Source organism: Halorubrum ejinorense, assembly GCF_039522565.1.
GTDB classification, from domain to species: Archaea; Halobacteriota; Halobacteria; order Halobacteriales; family Haloferacaceae; genus Halorubrum; species Halorubrum ejinorense.
In genome coordinates this window covers 123,927-144,127 of the sequence record NZ_BAAADQ010000004.1, presented here as the reverse complement: position 1 = coordinate 144,127, position 20,201 = coordinate 123,927, and the positions used below count along the sequence as shown (strand labels likewise).

General features: G+C 55.5%; 18 protein-coding genes. 8 read left to right on the top strand and 10 right to left on the bottom strand.

Annotation, left to right across the window (positions count from 1 at the left end; all coding sequences use genetic code 11):
- The 5 genes from ABDZ89_RS06535 to ABDZ89_RS06515 all read left to right on the top strand — a co-directional run.
- Positions 1-1,189, top strand: a 1,189-nt coding sequence (locus ABDZ89_RS06535; RefSeq protein ID WP_343777614.1) for a glycosyltransferase family 2 protein, incomplete at its 5' end; no start/stop codon positions are given.
- Between the two features lie 132 nt (positions 1,190-1,321).
- Complete coding sequence (locus tag ABDZ89_RS06530; RefSeq protein ID WP_343777612.1) at positions 1,322-2,119, top strand: glycoside hydrolase family 16 protein; 798 nt, start codon at positions 1,322-1,324, stop codon at positions 2,117-2,119.
- Positions 2,120-2,339: 220 nt separating this feature from the next.
- Positions 2,340-2,612, top strand: coding sequence for a hypothetical protein (locus ABDZ89_RS06525; protein ID WP_343777610.1), 273 nt, complete (start codon positions 2,340-2,342; stop codon positions 2,610-2,612).
- A 567-nt stretch (positions 2,613-3,179) separates the two neighbouring features.
- Positions 3,180-3,371, top strand: a complete 192-nt coding sequence (locus tag ABDZ89_RS06520; protein WP_343777609.1) for a hypothetical protein — start codon at positions 3,180-3,182, stop codon at positions 3,369-3,371.
- A 239-nt stretch (positions 3,372-3,610) separates the two neighbouring features.
- Positions 3,611-5,518 (top strand): PKD domain-containing protein, encoded by a 1,908-nt coding sequence (locus ABDZ89_RS06515; RefSeq protein WP_343777608.1) that lies wholly within the window; start codon positions 3,611-3,613, stop codon positions 5,516-5,518.
- 57 nt (positions 5,519-5,575) lie between these two features.
- Here the strand turns inward: ABDZ89_RS06515 and ABDZ89_RS06510 are convergent, their stop codons facing one another.
- Positions 5,576-6,001: an HVO_A0114 family putative DNA-binding protein gene (locus ABDZ89_RS06510; protein ID WP_343777606.1), complete on the bottom strand. Its 426-nt coding sequence runs from the start codon at positions 5,999-6,001 to the stop codon at positions 5,576-5,578.
- A 209-nt stretch (positions 6,002-6,210) separates the two neighbouring features.
- Here ABDZ89_RS06510 and ABDZ89_RS06505 point away from each other — a divergent pair, with 209 nt between their 5' ends.
- Positions 6,211-6,594 (top strand): DUF7718 family protein, encoded by a 384-nt coding sequence (locus ABDZ89_RS06505; protein ID WP_343777604.1) that lies wholly within the window; start codon positions 6,211-6,213, stop codon positions 6,592-6,594.
- Positions 6,595-6,879: 285 nt separating this feature from the next.
- Here the strand turns inward: ABDZ89_RS06505 and ABDZ89_RS06500 are convergent, their stop codons facing one another.
- From ABDZ89_RS06500 to ABDZ89_RS06470, 7 genes are all read right to left on the bottom strand, one after another.
- Positions 6,880-7,599 (bottom strand): GNAT family N-acetyltransferase, encoded by a 720-nt coding sequence (locus tag ABDZ89_RS06500; protein WP_343777602.1) that lies wholly within the window; start codon positions 7,597-7,599, stop codon positions 6,880-6,882.
- A gap of 268 nt (positions 7,600-7,867) precedes the next feature.
- Positions 7,868-8,962 carry an HNH endonuclease gene (locus tag ABDZ89_RS06495; protein WP_343777600.1) on the bottom strand — a complete coding sequence of 365 codons (1,095 nt, stop codon included), beginning with the start codon at positions 8,960-8,962 and terminating at the stop codon, positions 7,868-7,870.
- A gap of 126 nt (positions 8,963-9,088) precedes the next feature.
- Positions 9,089-9,748, bottom strand: coding sequence for a hypothetical protein (locus tag ABDZ89_RS06490; RefSeq protein ID WP_343777598.1), 660 nt, complete (start codon positions 9,746-9,748; stop codon positions 9,089-9,091).
- Positions 9,748-10,692, bottom strand: coding sequence for a hypothetical protein (locus ABDZ89_RS06485; RefSeq protein ID WP_343777596.1), 945 nt, complete (start codon positions 10,690-10,692; stop codon positions 9,748-9,750). The genes ABDZ89_RS06490 and ABDZ89_RS06485 overlap by 1 nt, the downstream gene beginning before the upstream one ends.
- A gap of 442 nt (positions 10,693-11,134) precedes the next feature.
- Positions 11,135-11,953, bottom strand: coding sequence for a DUF8168 family protein (locus ABDZ89_RS06480; RefSeq protein ID WP_343777594.1), 819 nt, complete (start codon positions 11,951-11,953; stop codon positions 11,135-11,137).
- Entirely contained in the window at positions 11,953-12,870 is a 918-nt protein-coding gene (locus ABDZ89_RS06475; RefSeq protein ID WP_343777592.1) for a hypothetical protein, read from the bottom strand. The genes ABDZ89_RS06480 and ABDZ89_RS06475 overlap by 1 nt, the downstream gene beginning before the upstream one ends.
- A complete protein-coding gene (locus tag ABDZ89_RS06470; RefSeq protein WP_343777590.1) occupies positions 12,870-13,466 on the bottom strand; it encodes a DUF8112 family protein in 597 nt (198 codons plus the stop codon). The genes ABDZ89_RS06475 and ABDZ89_RS06470 overlap by 1 nt, the downstream gene beginning before the upstream one ends.
- A 177-nt stretch (positions 13,467-13,643) precedes the next feature.
- Between ABDZ89_RS06470 and ABDZ89_RS06465 the strand changes: the two genes are divergently transcribed.
- Both ABDZ89_RS06465 and ABDZ89_RS06460 read left to right on the top strand, forming a co-directional pair.
- On the top strand, positions 13,644-13,874 hold the full coding sequence (locus tag ABDZ89_RS06465) for a winged helix-turn-helix transcriptional regulator (protein WP_343777589.1): 231 nt from the start codon (positions 13,644-13,646) through the stop codon (positions 13,872-13,874).
- Positions 13,875-14,556: 682 nt separating this feature from the next.
- On the top strand, positions 14,557-15,594 hold the full coding sequence (locus ABDZ89_RS06460) for a DUF7961 domain-containing protein (RefSeq protein WP_343777588.1): 1,038 nt from the start codon (positions 14,557-14,559) through the stop codon (positions 15,592-15,594).
- Between the two features lie 49 nt (positions 15,595-15,643).
- Here ABDZ89_RS06460 and ABDZ89_RS06455 read toward each other — a convergent pair whose 3' ends face one another.
- Positions 15,644-17,002, bottom strand: coding sequence for a hypothetical protein (locus tag ABDZ89_RS06455; protein ID WP_343777587.1), 1,359 nt, complete (start codon positions 17,000-17,002; stop codon positions 15,644-15,646).
- On the bottom strand, positions 16,999-20,169 hold the full coding sequence (locus ABDZ89_RS06450) for an AAA family ATPase (protein WP_343777586.1): 3,171 nt from the start codon (positions 20,167-20,169) through the stop codon (positions 16,999-17,001). Before ABDZ89_RS06450 ends, ABDZ89_RS06455 begins: the two co-directional genes overlap by 4 nt.
- Positions 20,170-20,201 lie beyond the last annotated feature (32 nt).

Genomic DNA, 20,201 nt, shown 5'->3' with positions numbered 1-20,201 from the left:
CGCTTCGCTTCCACCTTCAGAGCGACGCTATCCTGTCGCCTTCTGCGGATTCAACAGAGCAGTCTCGTCTGATGAGTTGGTATACGGTCACGACGACGTACAGGTGCGGATATTGACGATTGGTGCCGAAGCCGTCGTTCAAGCAACAGTCAACTCGGTCCCAGATGGGGTCGATGATATTCGAGTTATTGCCGAAGAAGAGATCCAAATTAGCGGGGCAACGGTACACGTCGTCCCTGATGAATTCGAGTGTAAGGCCCGACATAAGGGACGCGCGCTCGAATGGGCTCGTCGAAACGTTCCATGCTCTCATGAGTTTATTCTGTATTTGGACGAAGATACTATCGTTCAGCAATTCCGGGGCTTGCCCGACGCGGACGTTGTCCAAATCACCGAGATGCCGCTGTACACCGGCTCGTGGATCGCGTATTTATCGGAAACATTCCGTATCGGCTACCAGTACGAGCAACGTGCCTTCGGCCGGTTCAAATATCCACTCTACGCATGGGGCGGTGGGATTGCCATTCGAAAATCGTTAGAAGATGCGATTACGTGGGATACAGAGACGATCACAGAGGATACGAATTTCATTTGGCGCGCAGCGCAGACAGGCGAACTTGATTTCCGGGTTCTCAATCTGAAGTTTCGGAATCAGGCCCCGCCATCGCTTCGCGGAATGTTTCGACAGCGGCGACGATGGTTCGCCGGCACCCAGCACTCTTCAGACTTGCTTCCACAAAAGTACCGTCTCTTTCTCGGCTTCCGGATGGTTGCGTGGTCGTTGTCTCCACTGATCCCCGTCATGTCGTTGCTGCTGTTTTTATTCCCGCAGTTTCTCCCACAACCGCTATTTTATCAATTCGGCTCATTGGCCATGTTTCTCGTCTTATTTGTGATCACGCTCGTCGGCGTGTTCGTGTATATCCGGCGCGAGCGGGTTCCACTGTTGGCTATCCCGTTGACGCCTCTGTTAGTCGTTTTAAATACTGTTGGCGCACTGTGGGGGTGGGTTTCTCCCGTACAGACTTTTGCTGTGACTGAAAAAGTCGCACCAAATACTGAGAAGGTCTCACCGGAAACGATAGAAGCCAAAAACCCGTGGCTTGAGGAAGGCGATCTCAAAAACCACGATGGCGAAAAATTACTTATTGAAGACGGTGGTTTTGAGGATGTAGTGTTCGATGATTAATTGGTAGCATGGATCAACTATCATCGGTTAAAATTACAGATGGTGGAATCAGATCAGTTTCGGCGAAGAGATGTACTCGCTACCGTCGGAGCTGTGAGTCTCGCTGGCTGTCTCAGTTCTGGGTTTGACGAGATGCTCTCACAGGATTCACAATCTGGTGGCGGTCTAGATGGGGAGTGGCAACTCGTCGTCGACGAACAGTGGGAGTCATTTGATACGGATCGATGGGGAGTCGGGTTCATTGACCCTGAAGAGTGGATCCCAAATGATGATGCAACGGTGCGTGCCGACAACGTAACAATCAACGACGGGATATGTGAGCTGACAATCGAATCTCAAGGGACTGGCCCGAGTGGTTGTTCTCAAGGTGTGATTAATTCAAGTACCGGCGGGGAGCCTCATCACCCGACAGAGGGTATTCCGATCGACCCAACAGTAAGGCAGTACGTTGAAGCACGACTCAAACTCCCCGGGAGAACCGGCATCTTGCCTGCTTTTTGGATGCAGCCCGCAAATATGAATTGGCCACCGGAGATTGACATTATTGAATTGTTCCAACCGGGAGAGAATCCGGAATCCGAACGCCAGCAACTTCACGTGAATGTTCACTGGAGCGAGTCGGGAGAGCCAAATGATAGGGAGACTCACACGGATAACCCGTTCTCAATGGATAGTGGCACCGATCTCACTGAGAGTTTCAATACGTACGGTTGTGCGCTGTTTGAGGACCGAGTCGAATGGTACTTCAACGGAAACCATGTCGTGACGCGTTCAACGCCACCAGCGATGGTCCAATCACTGACTGCTTCTGAGACCCGTCCGTTCGGGCTAATTTTCTCAAACCACGTTAATCGGGTCGGCCAAGCAGATCTCAATGAGCGATGGACGGAACGCCTCGCTATCGATTGGGTTCGGGTATGGGAGCGATAATTGGCCGGACGGAGGACTCGAATTGAACTGGTTCACCGCCATCCATTACACCCTCGAACAGTACATCAACTAGTTGCTAATCTACAGATGAGCGGCTTTGTTAAAATCCCATTCTTCAGACACAAAATGAGATGAAAACAGCCGGTCGCTGAAGAGTGCGAAAGTAACAAGATGGATATCGCATCCAAACTACAATTAGTCACGTGTCGTTACACCACCTATGGAAGATTTGTACATCTACACTGGCTCATTTGTCGTAATTGGAGCCTCAATAGGGGGGCCAGCGGTAGGGTCGCTCATCGCTGGCGCTCGTAGTATCCCGATACTTCTCATGGCGATCGGTGGAGTTGGAATGCTTGCCACTGCCGGCTACGAATTACTCCGAACCGACCCAGAGGAGTTTACTGCCCCTGCTATTGCCCTTCTTGTGTTGGCTGGTTCCGCCTGTCTGTCCTTTCTCGGCACAATACTCTCTTGGATGGGCGGTTTCTGAGTGCCGGCTCTGTTGAAATCCCCAGTAAGTGATATATTCTGCCCGGTCGCGGTCAATACAAGCCAAGGGCCTTGTTTAGACGCTCCCGATAACGTAGCTTGGTGCCTGCGTTGGCTGAGCGAGATCAGTCTCTGAGAGCCTCTCTGTACCATTCCGTTCTTCAGATAGCGACTATTTCGCCCGATCTACACCGCTTCTAAATAAGGCTCAAGCCAAGTAATTAATAGACGAAACGCTCTAAATAGTACAATAGACTCCCCACATCATATGTCGCTACAGCAGTATCGAAAACTCACCGGGATTCTCTCCGTTATTGTCGGAGTAGTTATTCCTGGTATCGCTTTGTCACAACCCAATTTCCGCACAGTTCTATGGGGATTATTCGCTATTTCACTCGGGTTGTTTGGTTGGTTTAAAAACTGAAATATTACTCAGTACGCAAGCGCGATCTTACAGCTGATTCAGTCTCGCAACCCAGAAAGCATCAACCATAGATCGTTCAGTACAGACGAAATGGAAATCACCCGTATCTGACGGTTTTAATACTGTTGTTGAAAATGAAGCAACATGACCCCGAAGAAGGCTATTACAGTATATATTACGCTCCCTTGTCTCCTATATGGGGTATTCTTTGTCTTAGCAGTCACACGGTATTCCGGCATGATTGAGAGAAATACGCTGTATGCCGCACACACAGTATTTGGTGGTTACATCGCCTTCATTGTCTACACAAAACGAGACCAACTGACCGCGGTGTAAGCAGTCTTCAGCGACTGGCTATTTCAGGTGAGAATATATCTGAAGAATAAGATTTCAACAGAGCCTCAATATCCAATTATCTGAAAGAGACAGGTAAGCCGCACCAGTGAAGAGCAGAAGGCATGTACTGGCCGCAACTGGGCGGACTGTGCGCTTACTGAGATCTTCAACAAAGCCACATATCATAATACAAAGATTCTTTTGGCCTCCATGGAATACAACGATAACCAGAGTTTATCATGGATAGACGAACGTATCTCAGAGCTTCTATCGGAGCCGGTATCGCTAGCAGTGTTACAGTCGGTGCTATCCCTGAGTCTGTAACAGCTGAACCGAGTGGCTCGCTCACGATTAACGACCAGACCTTATCTGATGGCCAATCGCTCGTTATTGGTGAAATTGAGACTCAACAAGACGCAAACCTCGGTATCAGGAATCAGCGGACTGACAGCCGTCTTTATTCGTCTAGTATCGAGGCGGGTGTCTACGAAGACTATGAGGTAAGAATTGCTCCGCCAATTACAGAGGAATCAAGAGTCTCTGTCAGTCTCTACCCCGAGGATGGTGGGTCAAGCTTTGCTCGTGACACGGCAATTGTATCTGGCAATGACGATCTTGAGATAGTTGACGGGATTGACCAGACGCTGGTTGCGGCTGACTCGACAGCTGGGTTTGAGTATCCGTTTTTCCTCTACGCGCCTTCAAATGCCACATCTGGCGAGGGCAAACCTGCGCCAGTGCTAGTCGAACCTGCGAACTCCGGGCAGCCAGCGGATGACATCGACGTACACATATCGGCGGGAGAAAGGTTGGTTAGCGATGGTCTGCCCCGCGATATTTCGGAGCGTTTGGGTGCGCCACTTATTGTTCCGGTCTTTCCACGGCCTGAATCGGACCCCGTTAATTGGAGGCACCTCACCCATGCGCTTGATGATACGACAATGGGTATTGAGGATGGTTCGCTCGAGCGTATCGACCTCCAAGTGTTGAATATGGTTGAACGGGCGTATGAGATCCTCGAAGATGCGGAATATGCTGTTCGGACGGACGGTATCCTACTGAATGGCTTCTCTGCTTCCGGTAACTTCGTTGACCGGTTCACTGTCTTACACCCCGATGAAGTGATTTCGGTCACAGCCGGTGGTCTGAATGGGATGCCCCTGTTGCCACTTGATAAATTCAAAGGGCGGGAGTTACCGTTCCACGTCGGGACTGCTGATTTGGAAGCTCTGACCGGCTCACCAGTCGACCGCGAGACACTCGATGAGACAAACCAGTTTCTCTACATGGGGGCTGAAGACAATAACGACACGATTGGGTTTGGTGACGCTTGGACAGAGGATTCCTTAGAGGAGTTAGCACTAGATGTGTACGGTGAAGACATGATCGTTGACCGGTTCCCAACATCGCAGAGTGCTTACGAGAAAGCGGGCGTATCGGCTCAGTTTCGTGTCTATCCTGATGCAGGCCACACAGCCCGTCCGGCAGCTCATGACATCGTTGAGTTCCATCAGCGGAGCATCGACGGTGAGGACGTGAGCGTGTTTGGTGACGAGATCGGGACAACACTCAGAATCGACCTGTCTCCGGAGAATCCGGAGGTCGGCGATGAGGTGACATTCGATGCAAGTGAGAGCTCAACCGTAGCTGGTAGAGAATTCCTCTCGTATCAGTGGGAGTTCGGTGACGGAGACGTTGGTATTGAGGAAACGACTACGCACTCATACGCTAATGAGGGTGAGTTCACGGTGACGCTGGCCACAACATCTGATTTGGGGGAGAGAGATGAAGTAACCATTCAAGTCGGAGTTGGCGAGGGATACGAGACAATTGAAGACACCGACGACAGTGATGATAACGAGACTGAGCCAAACAGCGACGGGGTTGACGACAATGGCCCAGCAGACACTAATGATGATGATGTAGGGACTGAGTCTAACAGCGACGAAACTGATGACACTGACCCGGCAGCCACTGATAAAAATGGCGAGACTGGGTCGAACACTGACGGAGCTGACGGCGATGACTCAGAAGATACTAATGATGATGTCCCTGGCTTCGGGGTTAGTGGCGCACTCGCGGGTGTCGGGGGACTTGTATACCTCCTAAAGCACCGTCTGTCCGGAACGAAGTCAGAATCAAGCTGAGGTGTTACTGTCGGAGACGTTTTTGCGGGCGGCCAGATAGTCTGAGATTCGCCGTGATCAAGGTTCGTTCTCGACCGTGTAGCTTGCCTCCGTACCGATACCAGAGGGCGCAACGAGTGGCTCGGCAATAATAGTATCATGGGCGAGCACTGGCCTCTTTGACCGACCTTCCTCAACAACGTCTACGAGATCTGCGTTGATGAGCTCGGTGAGATCTCGCTGTACGGCCCCGGGATCCCGATCCAATATTCGGGCGAGTTCGCGCTGCGACGAGACCTCTTTCTGATTGAGGGTTTGGAGAATTTCTCGCCGCTTCGGGGTGAAGACGCGATCAGCCAGTTCATGCGAAATTACCTTCACCGAACCGAATTCATCATCTTCACCTGTGAGACGCCGAGCGATACTCGTCCGTAGCAACGTCCTCTCAGTCGAGGATTCGTTATCTGAGTGTTCCGATGGCGCTGGCGCATATGTATTACTCATGCTCTATCACTTCCTATACTGTTGTATGCCACATCAACGGTTAAACGTTTCCATGATCCCGGTTTTGAGCGGGGAATAGGCACCTACACAGATTACAGTCCATTTACCAGACATGTCGTAATATTTTTATGCGAGGATGTTCTATGTAAGAACAAGGAGGGCATATCGGAGGTGTATGCGGTTTCTCCTCTCTATCTCCTTGAGAATGAATGACTGAAAATGAAAACGACAAGAAATTGATTGACGAAGCGGAGCACAGACAGACCGAGAACCCGACAGTCGGTACCGAGATGGGATACGAGGTTTCCCTCGCAATCCGACGGGTCCCTTCAGGAGCATTGTATCCTGATGATTTTGGGGTGAATCTGTATATCGCACAAGAAGGGAGTGACAACATCGACATCGCGCGTGTTGATACGAGCCACGGTGACTGCCACATTGACCGGCTGTACCTTCCGCAGAAACACGAACAGCGAAAACACGACAAGGGGTTTCAGACCGACAACCCAGAGGGCGCAGTGAAGTACATGACCGAAGAAGACAGGTGGCGTGATTGGGTTCGACGATACGACAAGAACCACGGACTGCCGTAAGGTGTTAGGATCCGTCGAGATCGCGTGAGTGGTGGATTTCCCACTCATGCTTGTGATGACTAGTTGGCCCTCTTGAAATCCTCAGCCGAGTATATCTTCTGACCCAACCGCGGTCCATACAGAGGGCGTGGTCAATACGAGAACTATGTTATTTTTTCCATCTGACTCCTGAATCAGGCGATAGAATACGCTTGCGCATTGACCGACGAGGATCCGACTGGTTCGAGATGATGTTGTGAGCGCGACAGAAGATACAGAGCACGAATCGGCCGATCGTGAAGGGCGTTACCGCCGGTAGACGCCGAGATAAGCCGTGGCAAACCGATGAAACCCAAGATCCTGAGCAAGTGCGACAGACCAGGGCCATGCGTCTGAGGTTTGATACTGGGGGAGAAGTCCGTCAGCGAACGCCTTCTCCGTGGCTTGAGAAACGACGCTTCGACCGTATCCATGCCCACGGTTGTCCGGGCGTGTCACGACTGCCAGATGGGCAAGTACGCCTTCCCAGACATCGAAGCCGGCGACCGCTACCAGCTCTTCATCAACAAAAAGTCCCACAGTCTCGCCGGGAGTGAACTGTGTTCCGCCTTGTTCCCACTCGTTATCCGGAATACTCCGTTGAAACGACCGATAGGCGGCGGCATCGGCAGCTGTGAGGGCTCGAGCGTCCGATTCGACGGGAGTGAACGTTTCTCGATCCGCGTACCCGTAGAACGTCGGGCCGATGGCCTGCTCGATACCGTCGAAGCGAGTGAGCCATCCGTGGACCGCGTCCTCGTCCTCAGCATCGAGTGGTATCTCGGTCTCACTCCGGTCTTCGGCTGCGTCTAAGAGGGGACCCGGTACACCGACGATCTGGGAGTCGCCGTGAGAAAAAAGTTGGATACCGCCCTCCTCGGCGTTGCCAACGGTTCCTCCTGATTTCTCGAACGCCTCGGGGGGGACACCGAGGCGGTCAGCCCAATAGCGGCGGAGTGTCCACAGAGTACGTGAACTAAGACCCATGAACAGACATCGCTCCCGTGGGTTGGGAGGTAATTATTTCGATGGAGACCGTAGAAGGGCGGGTGGAACACCTTCTGTACTGAGCGATCACTCTCCCGTAGATTGCCCTCAATTCGTACCACGTTCGCTCCCTGTATCTCGCACAGGTACCAGATCAGATCGTTCATCAGTCAAATTTCGCAATTGTCAGTCATGTCACCCAAAACATACCACACAAGTTCCCCCGTGTCACCACGACCACACCGCAAAAAAGCCGCCTGAAAGCGGGCTACGCCTCGACGTCGTCCCGCAACGCCTCAAGCGCCTCTTCTAGCAGCATTTGAACGCTCTCCGTAGCAGCCCCTCCACCTATCTCTTCCTGACCCCCCTCACCCACTGACTCACTCGCATCCGACACGATCTCGGCGGCAGACTCGTCATCCTCATCGGCAGTCACCTCGCTCGCCCGCGCCGCCGCGTTCCGTATCGCATCGCCCTCGTCTGACCCTCTCGCCGCCGTCGACGAGTCCTCCTCATCCGACCCGTCCTTCGAAACCCGCGGCCGACCGCCCCTGCTGAACGCGTCGAGCGGGAAGTCGTACATCTTCGAGCGCGTCTCCTTGTAGAATGTGCCGCGCCGCGAGACATCGAAGACCTCCATCACTGTCTGGCGATCACACCCCCGATCGAGCGCTCGCCGTACGAGCTCGTCTTCTGTCCGTTGGACGAGCAATTTCGGGTCATCAGGGATGTGGCCGCGAGCGGTCGTCACGATATCATCGAGTAAACCCCACTCTTGGGTGGCGATATCTTTTGTCACGAGCGGCTCTGTCCGCTCAGTCACTTCATTATCGAGCCCGCCCAAATGCCACAACCGCTCTCGAACAGCCGTGACGGTCATCTCAACTGTTAATTTGTCCGCAATCTCCTTTGTGCGGAGTGGGCCGTTGTCATAGAGGATCCGCAAAATCTCGTACTCGTGGGACTTCAATTCCTTGTCATCGGCCTCCGTCAGCCGGATGGGTACATCGCTGGGCGTCGATCTCATGTGATGCCACGAGTGGCAACTCCGACACAACGTGAGGAGGTTCGCTGGGTCGTGTTCGTCGAAATCATCCGGATCCCGATCTGCGTGGTGGACCTCGAGGTCGGCCAGGCCGCCAGCGGCTGGCGCTTTCGCGTTACATGCCCGGCAGCGATACCGATCGCGTTGTAGCACTTTCTTCTGCGTCGCCTGATCCACCGTTTCGTTCCGCTCCGCGCCCGAGCCCATCGACGCCGTCTCTAACTGGTCCGATGGCGTCTCGGCATCGGCTGGCTCCTCGTCCGCTGTTGGTTCGTCGTCTGTTCCGTCAGCCGTGTCCTCGTCTTCTGAATCTCTCATGTATATCGTTCTATGTCCGGCTTCGCACGCACTGTGACCGCCAGCATCGCTCATCCTCCTGGTGTATCGCTTCAATCTGCAGCCCCGCTGCTGGGGAACGCGCCGCAACCGCTCACCGAGCCAGACTCACGCGTCTCGTGTCGGTGAGAGCGATTTCACGTTGAACTCCGCCTTCCCGCAGTACCGCTCAGCAACCCGGCCGAGCGCCTGTGTCCGCAGGATATCCGCCAAGTTATGGCAGACGAGTTCGTCGAATTGCCCCTCCTCGAAGGCGGTCACCGCCGCCGCACTGTCGTCAAACGGATCGATTCCGCTGTAGGTCCCGTCGCCGAGCAGCTCGTACACAGCCGCCAACCCCCGCTGTTCCTCGCCGTCAACAGTCGTGTTGAACCGATCCGAAATCACCGGCAACACGTCCGCGTACGCCACATCGAATGGCCACGCCATCTCACGGGCCGCATACCGACTCCGCAGGAACGGCAGATCGAAGCCACCGTTCCACACCTCGCCGTTGAACGCGATGAGTAGTGTCTCGGCGTCGTGTATCCGATCTCTGACGAACGTCGCCACAGCCGCCAGCAGCGCGGCCTCATCGGTGTGTGTCGAGACGTTCACGAGTGTCTCCGACAGCCGCGCTTTCACGCTGGCCTCGACGTCGCCGGCTGTCCGCCCGGCAGTTTGGACGAACACCCGAACCCCCAGCGGCATCGCAAACCCGACGACGGTTACCTCATCGTCGACGTCAAACCCGGTCGTCTCGATATCAAAGGCCACCTGGTCGAGCATTACGCCACCTCACCTCGCTCCGGCACACGATCGTGGCTGGCTGGCCTCACGCGCAGTTCACCGAAGCCGAACCGCGCATGCGTCCCCACCCGTAGCACGCCGTTCTTCGCCGTCTGTATCGGATCGTCTCCGGCGTAGCCGACGAGTTGGCCGTGATCGACCGTCGCCAGTTCATACGCGGTCTCCCCAACAAGCCGTTCCTCCCGGCGACGCAACCGGCGCTCTCGCGTCGGCGAATCGCCCGGCACGGCAGCCACCGACGTGTCCCACCAATAGGGCACTGACTGAGTGTCCGCGTCCGGGGCTTCACTTTGGAGGACATAGGGCGTCACCAGCTCGATGGTATACGCGTCGTGACCCCGCAGCGCATCGAACGAGAGCGCGTTGAGGTCGACAACCTGCGAGTCGGTGAGCGACACCTCGCCGAAGCCGTAGTTCCGAGCACCGCCCAGCTGAATCCCATTGAGCACGGATTCATCAAGCGGCAGCACGCCCTCGCGCTCGCTATGGACATACGCGTGGATGTACCATTTCACTCGGCGCTTCGAATTCCGCTGCTCCGCAGGCACGCCGAAAAACGACTCCGACGCGACCGTCAGCCGCCCGCCATGCGACTGCCGATCCATCGTGTTCTGGGCGTCGCGCGGCCGAGAGGGCTGTAGCCATCGCTGTGCCGCATCCCGAAACAGGAACAGGTCCTCGTACGACTCGACCGGCGGCAGCGACCCCCCGAGTTTGCCGGCGTACCCGTTCTGTGAGTGTTCGCTCGGGTAGGAGCCGTACTCTGATGGGCTGAAAATACCGTGACTCACCCGTAACTCGCGTCGCGTCCGGTCGTCGACGTCCGCCGCGATCGCCTGAAACAGCGCGTTGCCCGACACGTGATATGGTCGCCCCGCATACGGAGTCGACAATTCGAAAACCAGCTGTTGGATCGTCGTCACGCCACACCCCCGTCGCTTCGAGTGGAGATTGTGCCATGTTTGCGTTCCACACGGTCGGTAGCTGTGAGAAATCGACCCGCCCACAGCAGGCACCCACGATCGGCTTGGGCGAACAGGGGCGTCGCCCCCCATCGGTACGCACGAACCGGTCCGACATGCTGGCTCGCAGCCCGTCCCGCGTATTCACGGCCCGACCATTCCGCTGGGGCGCTGGGCCGTGAGTTCGCTTGGCTTCCCCCGAGTGTGAGATGGTCTGCGCCCCCAGCTGTCGTCGGAGTTCGTCGAGCCGGCAGTGTTGCGGGCGCTCCCGGGCGGGCAAGCGGACGTCGACGCCCACCCACTAGCGACGTCGGCGGACCGGCAGTCCGACCTACAGGCTCACCGCCTGACCATATCGGATGGGTGGGGTCGGCGGTCCGCCAGTCACGATCGTGTCGGCGGGTCACGCGTCCACCCCCGCGGTGCCGCGCGTATCCTGCCTGACAGCATCCTCGATATACTGTAGCGCCGTCGACCACGACCTGATTCGTCGCAACTGCGCATCCACGTGACGCCACCACTGCGCTTCACGGCCCAAGGGCGACCCAGACACTCGGTTCCATACATCAGCAAACGATTCAGCCGGGGCTGGGCCAGGCCACGCCGCTGGTCCATCTGGTGACGCTGACAGCCGCATCGTCATCGCCTCCGTCCACAACACCGTTCGGTGTGGCACCACGCAGTCCGCGTCGAGTGCTGCCTGCTGTCTCGCTTTTCGATCCGCGTTCCGCGGTGGCGACTCCGTCGCTGGCTCGACAACCAGGAACAGGTCGTCAAATGTGTGGCCCGCCCGATATGCGTCAAGCAGCGCGGCCACCAGCAACACGTGGTACTTGAGCGACGAGTACGGGAGATACACCGACTCGTTCACTAGTGCTGCAGTCTCGCTCGTCAGCCACGCTGCGTGGAGTTCCTCTGGCGAGCCGTCGATCAGCGGTGTAATCGCGGGATATTGTAGGGGGACCGCCCCCGTTTCAAGTACCGAGCCCGTGAGCAGCGACAGCCGCGCCGGCGACGCGTGATTCGCCACCGTCTGTTCAGGTTCGCCCTCTGGTCGGCTCAGCAACGCCGCATCTCGATCCGCCTGCAACGGGACTGAGTCGTTCACCGGCACGTCGAACAGCTCGTCACGTCCCGACCCGTGCTGGCGGCCGCGCAATTTGTGGACGTCGTGGCGGTACGCCACCCGCAGGTCCACGCTCGCGGTTTCACTGCGGGCCATCACAGCTCCTCCATGCTGTTCACACGCTCTTGCAGCGGTACCACGAACTGCTGGCGCACCGACTCTCGCCACAGGTCATCCTTCCACGCCATCCCCGAGGTGGCGTCTTGGGCGCGATTGTACACTCGCTTGATCTCGGCGTCCGTGTACAGCGGGTTGATGACGCGCGCATCGACCATGCCCGCCCCGAAGTTGCGTGCGCCGCCAAGTTGGAGTTCGAACTCGTCGCTATGGGCGTCAAGGTAATCGACCGCCTCGACGAGTAGCCCGACGTACTCCGGTTTCAGCTCTCGCAACGAGAGTTTCCACGTCCCCACCAGGTTGCCGACGACGTCTCGGGACGCCATCCGCAATGGTTGCCCGTCGTCCTCGCTGTTGCGTGAGCGCACCTGGGTGTTCAGTTGCCGGTAGTGCGCTTCCGCTTCGCCCTGTAGGACGTCGACTTGCCGGCGAATTGGCGAGAACCGGAGCGGCCGGCGCACCAGCCGTCCCGCCCGGTCGTTGAATCCGCCAAAGAGGTCGTAGATTACGCAGCCGGCGTCGCCATCGACGCACGAGCCTTTCTCGTGGTACCCGGCGTCGAGGTCGCGCTCGTACACGTCCTCAAGCATGTAATCCCCGTTCGCTGCGCCCGGGTGGCACGCCGTGCCGCCGGCGATCTGTAGCACGCGTTCACAGCCGTGGCGGAGCCACCCCGAGAGCGGGAATGGTGACACCATCCCGCCGATTTGGTTTTGTGGGTCGTCCGCCTCGTAGCGGTCCGCCGAGGCGTGATGGCGATCCGTGACGATCCCATCACCCGGTGCGAGCAGTGGGATTTCGAGGCCCACATACAGGTCCGGGAGTGTGAGATTCTCGATGTCGTCTGGGAGTGACATCTCGTGGTCGAGGTGTTCGGTGTCGAATGCTGGGGGCATTACTCGTCACCCCCCTGGTTGGTCGCCTGTTGGTGGACCTGCTCGTTGTGTTCGGCCTGCTGTGTCCCGTCTCTCTGGGAGTAGTCGGCCGTGTGCTCGGTGGTCCCTTCGAGTTGCGTTGACCCGCGCTCATGGATGCCTTCGAACGGTGGTGTCGGGTCAGCCTCGGTGGCCTGGTGCGTGTGGAGCGGGTCAGTCTTGCGTGTCGTCTCCTCACCGACCGGGTGTGCGTCGCTTGATCTGGGTCGGCTCGCCACGATCGGTTCCGGCGCGAGGAGTACCAGCCAGGATGACTGGGTCGCCACGTCGGTGCACAGACCGATCCGGCCTGTCACGACGAGTTCGTGCACGCCGCGCATGAACTCTGTCGGGTGCGCGTGCTCGTCCGCCCGGCACATCACGAATCCAATTTCAAAAATGGGGTTGCCAGCCGCCCGGAAGGCATACGCGGTCAGCTCGTCGCCTTCCCGGAGTTTGCGGTCGCAGATTTGACATTCTGCCGGCCCTTCCCCGAGCGCAAGCTGTTTTATTTGTGATATGTCTTCAATCAGATTATCATCGATACTGTCTTCACCATCTGTGATTTTTCTTGTCATGGGTACCTCTCAGCCAGTGAGAAGCCCGGTCCGAGTGTACCAGCACTCGGGCATTTCCGGATCGATCATGCCTACGACCTGACTCTCTACCATCTGCTATGTAGCATATGGTTAAATATCTTTGGTATGTGAATATGAGCCAGAACGCTGAAGGTTGATACCCATGATCTGACGATAATGAGTGGCGATAGAGAAAGAGATGAGAGTGGCCAATTTGAGCCGGAGTATACGGATGAAGAAATCATCCAAGCTGTCCGATTGAACGAACCTGCCGGTACTCAAGAAGTAGCGGACGAGTTAGGAATTGCCCGCCAAAGTGTCGACTATCGCCTCAGGAAATTACTAGATCAAGGTCATGTAGAAAAACAAAAAATCGGGAATTCACTTGTATGGAGAGTTTCTGAATAATACGAATATTAACTAATCACAGCTATCTACTCTGATGGGATGAAAGCCTGCTAAGTCCCCAGGGTGCGTAAATAGGTACTGGGGTGGTCAAAGGCCGATGATTCAACAGCGTCTCAGAACGCGTGGCTCTGATTGGCCTACGTGCCAAGGAAGCACCATCATGGGAGGCCGCCCGGATGCTAGCGGCATCCGGGCGGCGAGCCCGAATAGGTGTTGCTCCATTTACGCACACACCACCCATCAGCGCAGCAGCTCGTATCGATCTACCAGATGCTCGACCGCATGGAGGAATCTGATCCACAAGAGGTGAGTTACTGAGGGCCGCCGAGCCGGCGGCCCTCATCGGCCGGTCGCAGCGGCCGTCAGCCATAGCTATAGCATTCACGTTTTGACCGCCTGCCGGACGATTCCTGAGCTATCACCGTGACTGCTTGCGATTTCTCTCCATGGACACGATCGGGTCGATCTTGGCGAAAAATATAGTATTGCAGACGTGGTTTGTTGCGCTAGCAGGCTTTCATAGGTGTTAAATCCGAAGACAGAGCGGAGATTGTCTGTAGATAGTGATTATTTACTAATATATTTCTTCTCATATTATCAAGACATGCTCGCTCAGTTCTCAAAATATTCTAATTGATATCGTTAGGCACAGAATTATATCAAGAATAGTGGTTGGTTATGTATGTACCTCTATACGCCTGATGAGATCGATAAGAAGCGTGCGCATCATCAGGCGGTCATTCAGGGTGCTGATGATGTTGATGTGAAGCGAATCGGTAATCTCGGGGAACTTGCGTTTGAGCAGTTCTGTCGTGAATACTTGCCGGTAGAGTTGTGGGCGTGGGAGAATGAGGAGGCAATTCGGCGGTGTAACGCGGAGAGTTTCTCCGGGCATGATTTCGAATTGTTCGGGTACACGGTTGATGTGAAGACCTCACGGGACGTGTCTGCGTTTCGTCCGACGACGCTGTTGGCGAATGACGATGCGGACGATATTATTGTGATGGTGTGGCATCGAGATAATGAAGATGGCCTGATCTTGCTCGGATGGGAGCGGACGGAAACACTACAATCAAAAGTTACGTCACAGGAGACATATTCAGGCGAAGAACCAGCAAAATTGTCTCACTTGGCAGCTCGCCCGATGAACGAGCTGCACGAACTCGGACCTAATACGGCACATATGAATCAGAAGCCGCAGAACCCGTATGCGCCGGGTGATCGTGTTGTGAAGGCTAACGATGATGATGCGTCAGTTGCGGTTGTAGTGGAGGTACTTCCGCCGGAGAAAGACGTGAGTTTGTACGGGCAGTCGGTGAGCGGGGAAGCAGTTCGGGTTGCGTTTCCAAATATGCTTGATGAGGGTCCGGGTGATTGGCGGACAATTCACGCTGCGAAGCTCGCATCGTACTGTGCTGACCAAGAGATTAAATTGTACACGTACAAGCACACGAATCTCGCGTACGCCGAGAATCCGTACGTGCTTGGCGATTACGTGTTCAAAACAGAATACGACGATCCCGACACAGCCATCGTTGTGTCCGTTTCCGAGGATGCCGAGGTCGAACGGAATGTGGATGTCGTCTTTAGGAAACACATTGACGGGAACGCTGATGATCCCGAGTACATTCCACCGAATGAGCTATCAACGATGTGCGAGGACTTGAAACAGTACTCGTACACTCACGATGCACTCAGCTTTGCAGACGTAACATCGTAGAAATTCGCGGTTTAAGCTTACTCTGTGTGTCCAAACAGGAACTCGTCTACTAGTCTAGCATGTTCTCTAGGATTCCTGGCAGCTCCTCGTTAAGATCTCCTGCTTGTAGAATGGTGATTGGTTCATCTTCCTGTTCATCGACAGAGAGGGCTTCTTGATCGAGATCCTGTACGACTAACAAACCGTTCCACCCGCTACCGAAGATATCCATCTCATCGCTCTTGTTCCGTCCGAAGACGTAGTCTTCGTTGATACGGAGGAAGGCGAGGTATTCGAGTGTTTCTCTGATTCCGGTTCGAATCGTTTCTTCGCGGGTACTGTGCTTCACTTCGGCGATGAGATACTCGTATGTGATCGGGTCATCGGATTTGACTTCGAGAACAATGACATCAGGGCGGCCCGTGTGATCTTGGAAGTTCTTATCAAAATACGTGCTGGCAACGTCGCGTGCGGTCTCTTGGACGCGTTCAGCGCGAGTGGGCTCTCGGTCGTCTCGCGTGGCTTCAGTGCGGAATGAGAGTCCGCGGTCGTCGGCAGAGGTGTCGTGGTACAACACGATCTCTTGCTCACCATCGATCTTAGCGACTTCTTGGCGTCCGCTCTTGATCGTTTGAAAGATGGGTCGTGCGTCTTGCAGGTCCTCGAGCGTGGTGATGAATCGGAATAGAACATAGAGTTCGAAGAGCCGAGCTTGATCATCCGGGGTGATTGCGGTTTGGCTGAGGAGAGTGCGTAGCGCGTCGGGGTCACCGTCAAACAACTCCTGACGAGCACGTAGCAGTGTAGCTGCGTCGCGGTAGATTTCTTGCCGGGAGTTGGCGGCGGTGGTGAGCATGCGTTCAGTTGGTTCGTACGTTTCTGGGTCGCGGATGCGGCGGACGTGGACGTTGCGTTCGACGGTGCGTTGTACTTCGTCGATGAGGTCGGTGTTGGCTTGCCACCGCTCGGTGACCCAATCATAGTTGCCTTTCAGATACTCGTCAGCATCACGCAGCGTCGTGTAGATGATTGAGAGGAGGCGTTTGAGGACGATGTTCTCGGGTATATCGTAGTCCTCCGAGCGGTTTTCGGTGACGAATAACGATCGGTCGTTCGGGTTGGTTGAGTACCGGGCTTTGACGGTTGAGCCCCAGTTGATGTGCCCATCAATGCCACCGCGTTGCGTGCGGGCAACGGTTTTCGTTTCGGTGCGGACGTTCCGCAGACGTTGGGAGAGATGCTTGACGAACTCGACGATGTCGGGTTTGAGGATAAAATGAAGATCGAGGAGGAGCTCGTAATCTTCGAACCGTTGATCGAGCGCCTCGGGTTTGATCGAGGTGGCGAGTTCCTGTTTAGGGAACCCGCCGTTCATGACGTACGCCAGGATGTCTTGGGTGAGCCCGTCGATGAGGTCCTCGCGGTTCATGATTCAGTATCGATCGTGACTTGGAGCATGTCGCTCGCAGCGGTTCTGAGCGTATCGGTATCGGTTGCGTCGACGGCTGCGATGTGCGTGATAATTTGCTTGCGCTCTGGGACGCCTTCGAGCTGCGGGAAGATGTAACTGATAACGGCCTCAGTGACGCGTTCAGAGAGATCGTCTGCTGCGCTGGTGTGGCGATTCGTGACGTACGCAAGCATGTCGCGGACGATTGCGGGGCCGATCGACCGATCGTCAACGGCTTGATTCGTCTGTTTCCAAACGAGCCCGATCGCATCGCGCTCCTCGTCGCTCGGGTCAAGCCCATCCCAAGCGTCGATGTACGCATCCATTTCGATCATCAGCTCGTTACGTGCGGTGTCGTCGTCATCGGTGGAGAATTCAGGAGCGGGAACGCGGATGAACGCGAAGCGCCGCATGAACGCGTAGCTCATCTCGTACAGCGAGGTTTTATCGTACGTGTTCATGGTGGCGAAGATCCGCCATGAGTCAGGGACGACGTACTGGTGTGCGGCGGGCAGGCCGTCAAGATGCTCGGTGGTGAGGAGTTCGATTTCGCGGTTGTTTCGTGTGAAGGGGAGCTGAACGGATTGCCCGGAGAGCAGCGTGAATAATTGGCCGAAGGCTTTGTCGATGTCGGCGCGATTCAACTCGTCGATGATGACGGGCTCGTTCGATTGAATGCCGGTCTGAGTATCTTTGAGCCGATTGAGAATAATGCCGGGCGTGAATGCCAGATCAGCGTCTGCATTGTCGCCGCTGGTTTCGGTTGGCATGTACCCGCCGACGGTGTCGAACGTGGACCAGTCGGCTGTTGCCGTGGTGAGTTCAGATCCGGAGTACAGGTACGGGTACGCGTCGGCGAGGTGCGTGGCGACGCGTTCTACGATTTCGGTTTTCCCGGTGCCCGGTGGACCGGTCAGGATTATATGATCGCCGGCGAGGAGCGCGGCTTCGATTTGCTCGATAATCGTCTCACCAAGGTCTCCTGGGAAGTACAGCCCGTCAAGGAGATCGTCAGCTTGGAGCGTCCCAGCAAACGGTTTCTCGTAGTTGATCGGGGAGAGTTCCGTGAGATCCGGTGCTAACGCAGTAATGATGGCGCGTGGACGATCGAGATCTTGCGTGCCGTCATCAGCTCGGAATCTGACGAACGTGTTCTGTGTCGGGAACTCTATGTCACTCGCCTCTCGACAGAGTTCTTGAACGCGGTCGATGGAGAGACCATTTCGGGTTAACGCAGAGAGTTCGTCGTTGAGTTCTGCCTGGCTCTTCGCTAGCGTCCCGGTTACAAGGTCGAGTTCGCTGATGTCGCTCGTAATGAATAGCCGGTCAAGGCCAATAACACGTTCAATAACATGATCTGCTTCATATTCGTCGTGTAGCCATTGCTCGGATTTCTGGTACGGTTCGCCGAAGATCCCGATGCCGAATACGACTCCGTCTTGGCTCTCTAGTTCACTGTTCGACGGCGTTTGTTGTGCGTGGAAAATGGCTATGTCACCGGGTGATGCGTCACGCCAGTGCTCGGCATGAGTCTCTTCAACAGGGATGCCGCGGTATTCGACGGCAGTCAGCCAGTAGTCTGGTGGCGCGGTGAGCTTGTAGATTGTTGTGTCGCTGTGCTTGTCGAGATGTGTGAGAACCGGATGGTCGATATCGCTTTTTTCTTCGTCGGTCGCGCCAGTATCGTCTAGTGGCTGCTGCGTTCCCTGTTGGAAGAGGTATTCGCCAGCAGCTTCGCTGAGGTTGTAGAAGTACTGTTGATTGATCCCGCCGGCGTTCACGGGATAGTACTGGTCGAGACGGTATTCCCACAGCGTTTTGAACACGTCAGCAAATGCGAGCGGGTCTGTGAACCGTGTGAATTCGGTCTCAACACGGTAGTGTTCCTCTTCGCCGGTGCCATCATCTCTATCGTGAGTTGTGATGATGTGAGCTGGTTCGACGATTTCGTGGTACCCGACGATTTCGCCGTTGTTGTAACTGAAGACGATATCTCCGACAGTAAGTTTCGGCAGGTCATACTGAAATAGGTCGTCGGTCGGAGCTTTGAGGTACTCGCCGTCAATTTCCTCCTCACCTTGGTTCACCCAGTAGTACGGTGCCGGATCCGTGATTGGCTCGATGGTGTGGGTTTGGTCGTCGTGCGTAAGGATCGCTAGAAGATCGTGCCAATTGTTGGCGCGCCCGGTGAACGGGTCGTCGTAGGTCCCATCATCAGCGACTCCGATTTCGATGCTTTGGGAAGTAGAGGCTGCTTCGCTGAGGATATCTTCTGTGAAATAGAGGAAGTCATCGAGAACCGGGTCGTACAGATCAGGGGTGTCAGTGTTGAGGACGATCCCGACAATTGACCCAGCCACATCACGTTCCAATGCGTTATTTTCCTTGTCAGCAGTGATCTGTAAGAACCCCGGATCAGTGTGTGTGGCTGTGTGCGAATCGTCTATGAATGGGTGATGAACACGGATGTGGGTTGGCTGATCGCCGGGGATCTGTACATGGAATCCTTCGAGACTACTGTCTTCGAGAGTTATCCCGTGCCTGTCGGAGTGCTGGCTGAGGACATCGACCCAGTCAGTCGTTGCGTCTCCGGTTGCCGGCGGGATTACAGCACGATCGCTTAGTAAATTCAGTGTATCAACGGCTCCTCTCCCGGCATCGGTTAGAGAGTTCGTGTCTCCTTCGTGGTTGAGGTATCCGAGGACTTGTAACCACTCTCGGTGCCGTTTGATTGCTGTGCCTGTGGAAGCAGCATCGAATTCGGCGACGATCAGATCTTGAATTTCCTCATCAGTACGAGGCGAGTCCGCAAGTGTACTGAGAATCGTATCGAACCCTTTGATCCCGCTTCGAAGCGCCTGAAGCACCACGAACGGGTCATGTGTTCGATCATATCGTTCACCGTACACGCCTAAGTGACACGTCTCGCCGTCGAACCGTACGAGGTGTAACGATTCGAAGAACCCCATATTTCGATCTACGAACCCCTCACCGCCGCCACCGGTGTTCTGATCGAACCAGTCGTAGAGTTCCTGTCGGGATGGATGTTCATCACCGACAAACGCGAGAAAATCTTGGAGGATTGAGATGCGGTTCTCGACACCGCCATAGAATCGGTCCGTGCTCATACGGCGATCGTCGTCCATACCCGCACTGTACACGGGAGTGATGTAACTCT

Coding starts and splice junctions, on each gene's coding strand:
- ABDZ89_RS06500 (WP_343777602.1), bottom strand. CDS start 7,599: ATGGGTCTTAGTTCACGTACTCTGTGGACACTCCGCCGCTATTGGGCT.
- ABDZ89_RS06490 (WP_343777598.1), bottom strand. CDS start 9,748: ATGCTCGACCAGGTGGCCTTTGATATCGAGACGACCGGGTTTGACGTC.
- ABDZ89_RS06475 (WP_343777592.1), bottom strand. CDS start 12,870: ATGCCCCCAGCATTCGACACCGAACACCTCGACCACGAGATGTCACTC.
- ABDZ89_RS06480 (WP_343777594.1), bottom strand. CDS start 11,953: ATGGCCCGCAGTGAAACCGCGAGCGTGGACCTGCGGGTGGCGTACCGC.
- ABDZ89_RS06455 (WP_343777587.1), bottom strand. CDS start 17,002: ATGAACCGCGAGGACCTCATCGACGGGCTCACCCAAGACATCCTGGCG.
- ABDZ89_RS06525 (WP_343777610.1), top strand. CDS start 2,340: ATGGAAGATTTGTACATCTACACTGGCTCATTTGTCGTAATTGGAGCC.
- ABDZ89_RS06450 (WP_343777586.1), bottom strand. CDS start 20,169: ATGGACGACGATCGCCGTATGAGCACGGACCGATTCTATGGCGGTGTC.
- ABDZ89_RS06520 (WP_343777609.1), top strand. CDS start 3,180: ATGACCCCGAAGAAGGCTATTACAGTATATATTACGCTCCCTTGTCTC.
- ABDZ89_RS06515 (WP_343777608.1), top strand. CDS start 3,611: ATGGATAGACGAACGTATCTCAGAGCTTCTATCGGAGCCGGTATCGCT.
- ABDZ89_RS06505 (WP_343777604.1), top strand. CDS start 6,211: ATGACTGAAAATGAAAACGACAAGAAATTGATTGACGAAGCGGAGCAC.
- ABDZ89_RS06530 (WP_343777612.1), top strand. CDS start 1,322: ATGCTCTCACAGGATTCACAATCTGGTGGCGGTCTAGATGGGGAGTGG.
- ABDZ89_RS06465 (WP_343777589.1), top strand. CDS start 13,644: ATGAGTGGCGATAGAGAAAGAGATGAGAGTGGCCAATTTGAGCCGGAG.
- ABDZ89_RS06470 (WP_343777590.1), bottom strand. CDS start 13,466: ATGACAAGAAAAATCACAGATGGTGAAGACAGTATCGATGATAATCTG.
- ABDZ89_RS06460 (WP_343777588.1), top strand. CDS start 14,557: ATGTACCTCTATACGCCTGATGAGATCGATAAGAAGCGTGCGCATCAT.
- ABDZ89_RS06510 (WP_343777606.1), bottom strand. CDS start 6,001: ATGAGTAATACATATGCGCCAGCGCCATCGGAACACTCAGATAACGAA.
- ABDZ89_RS06495 (WP_343777600.1), bottom strand. CDS start 8,962: ATGAGAGATTCAGAAGACGAGGACACGGCTGACGGAACAGACGACGAA.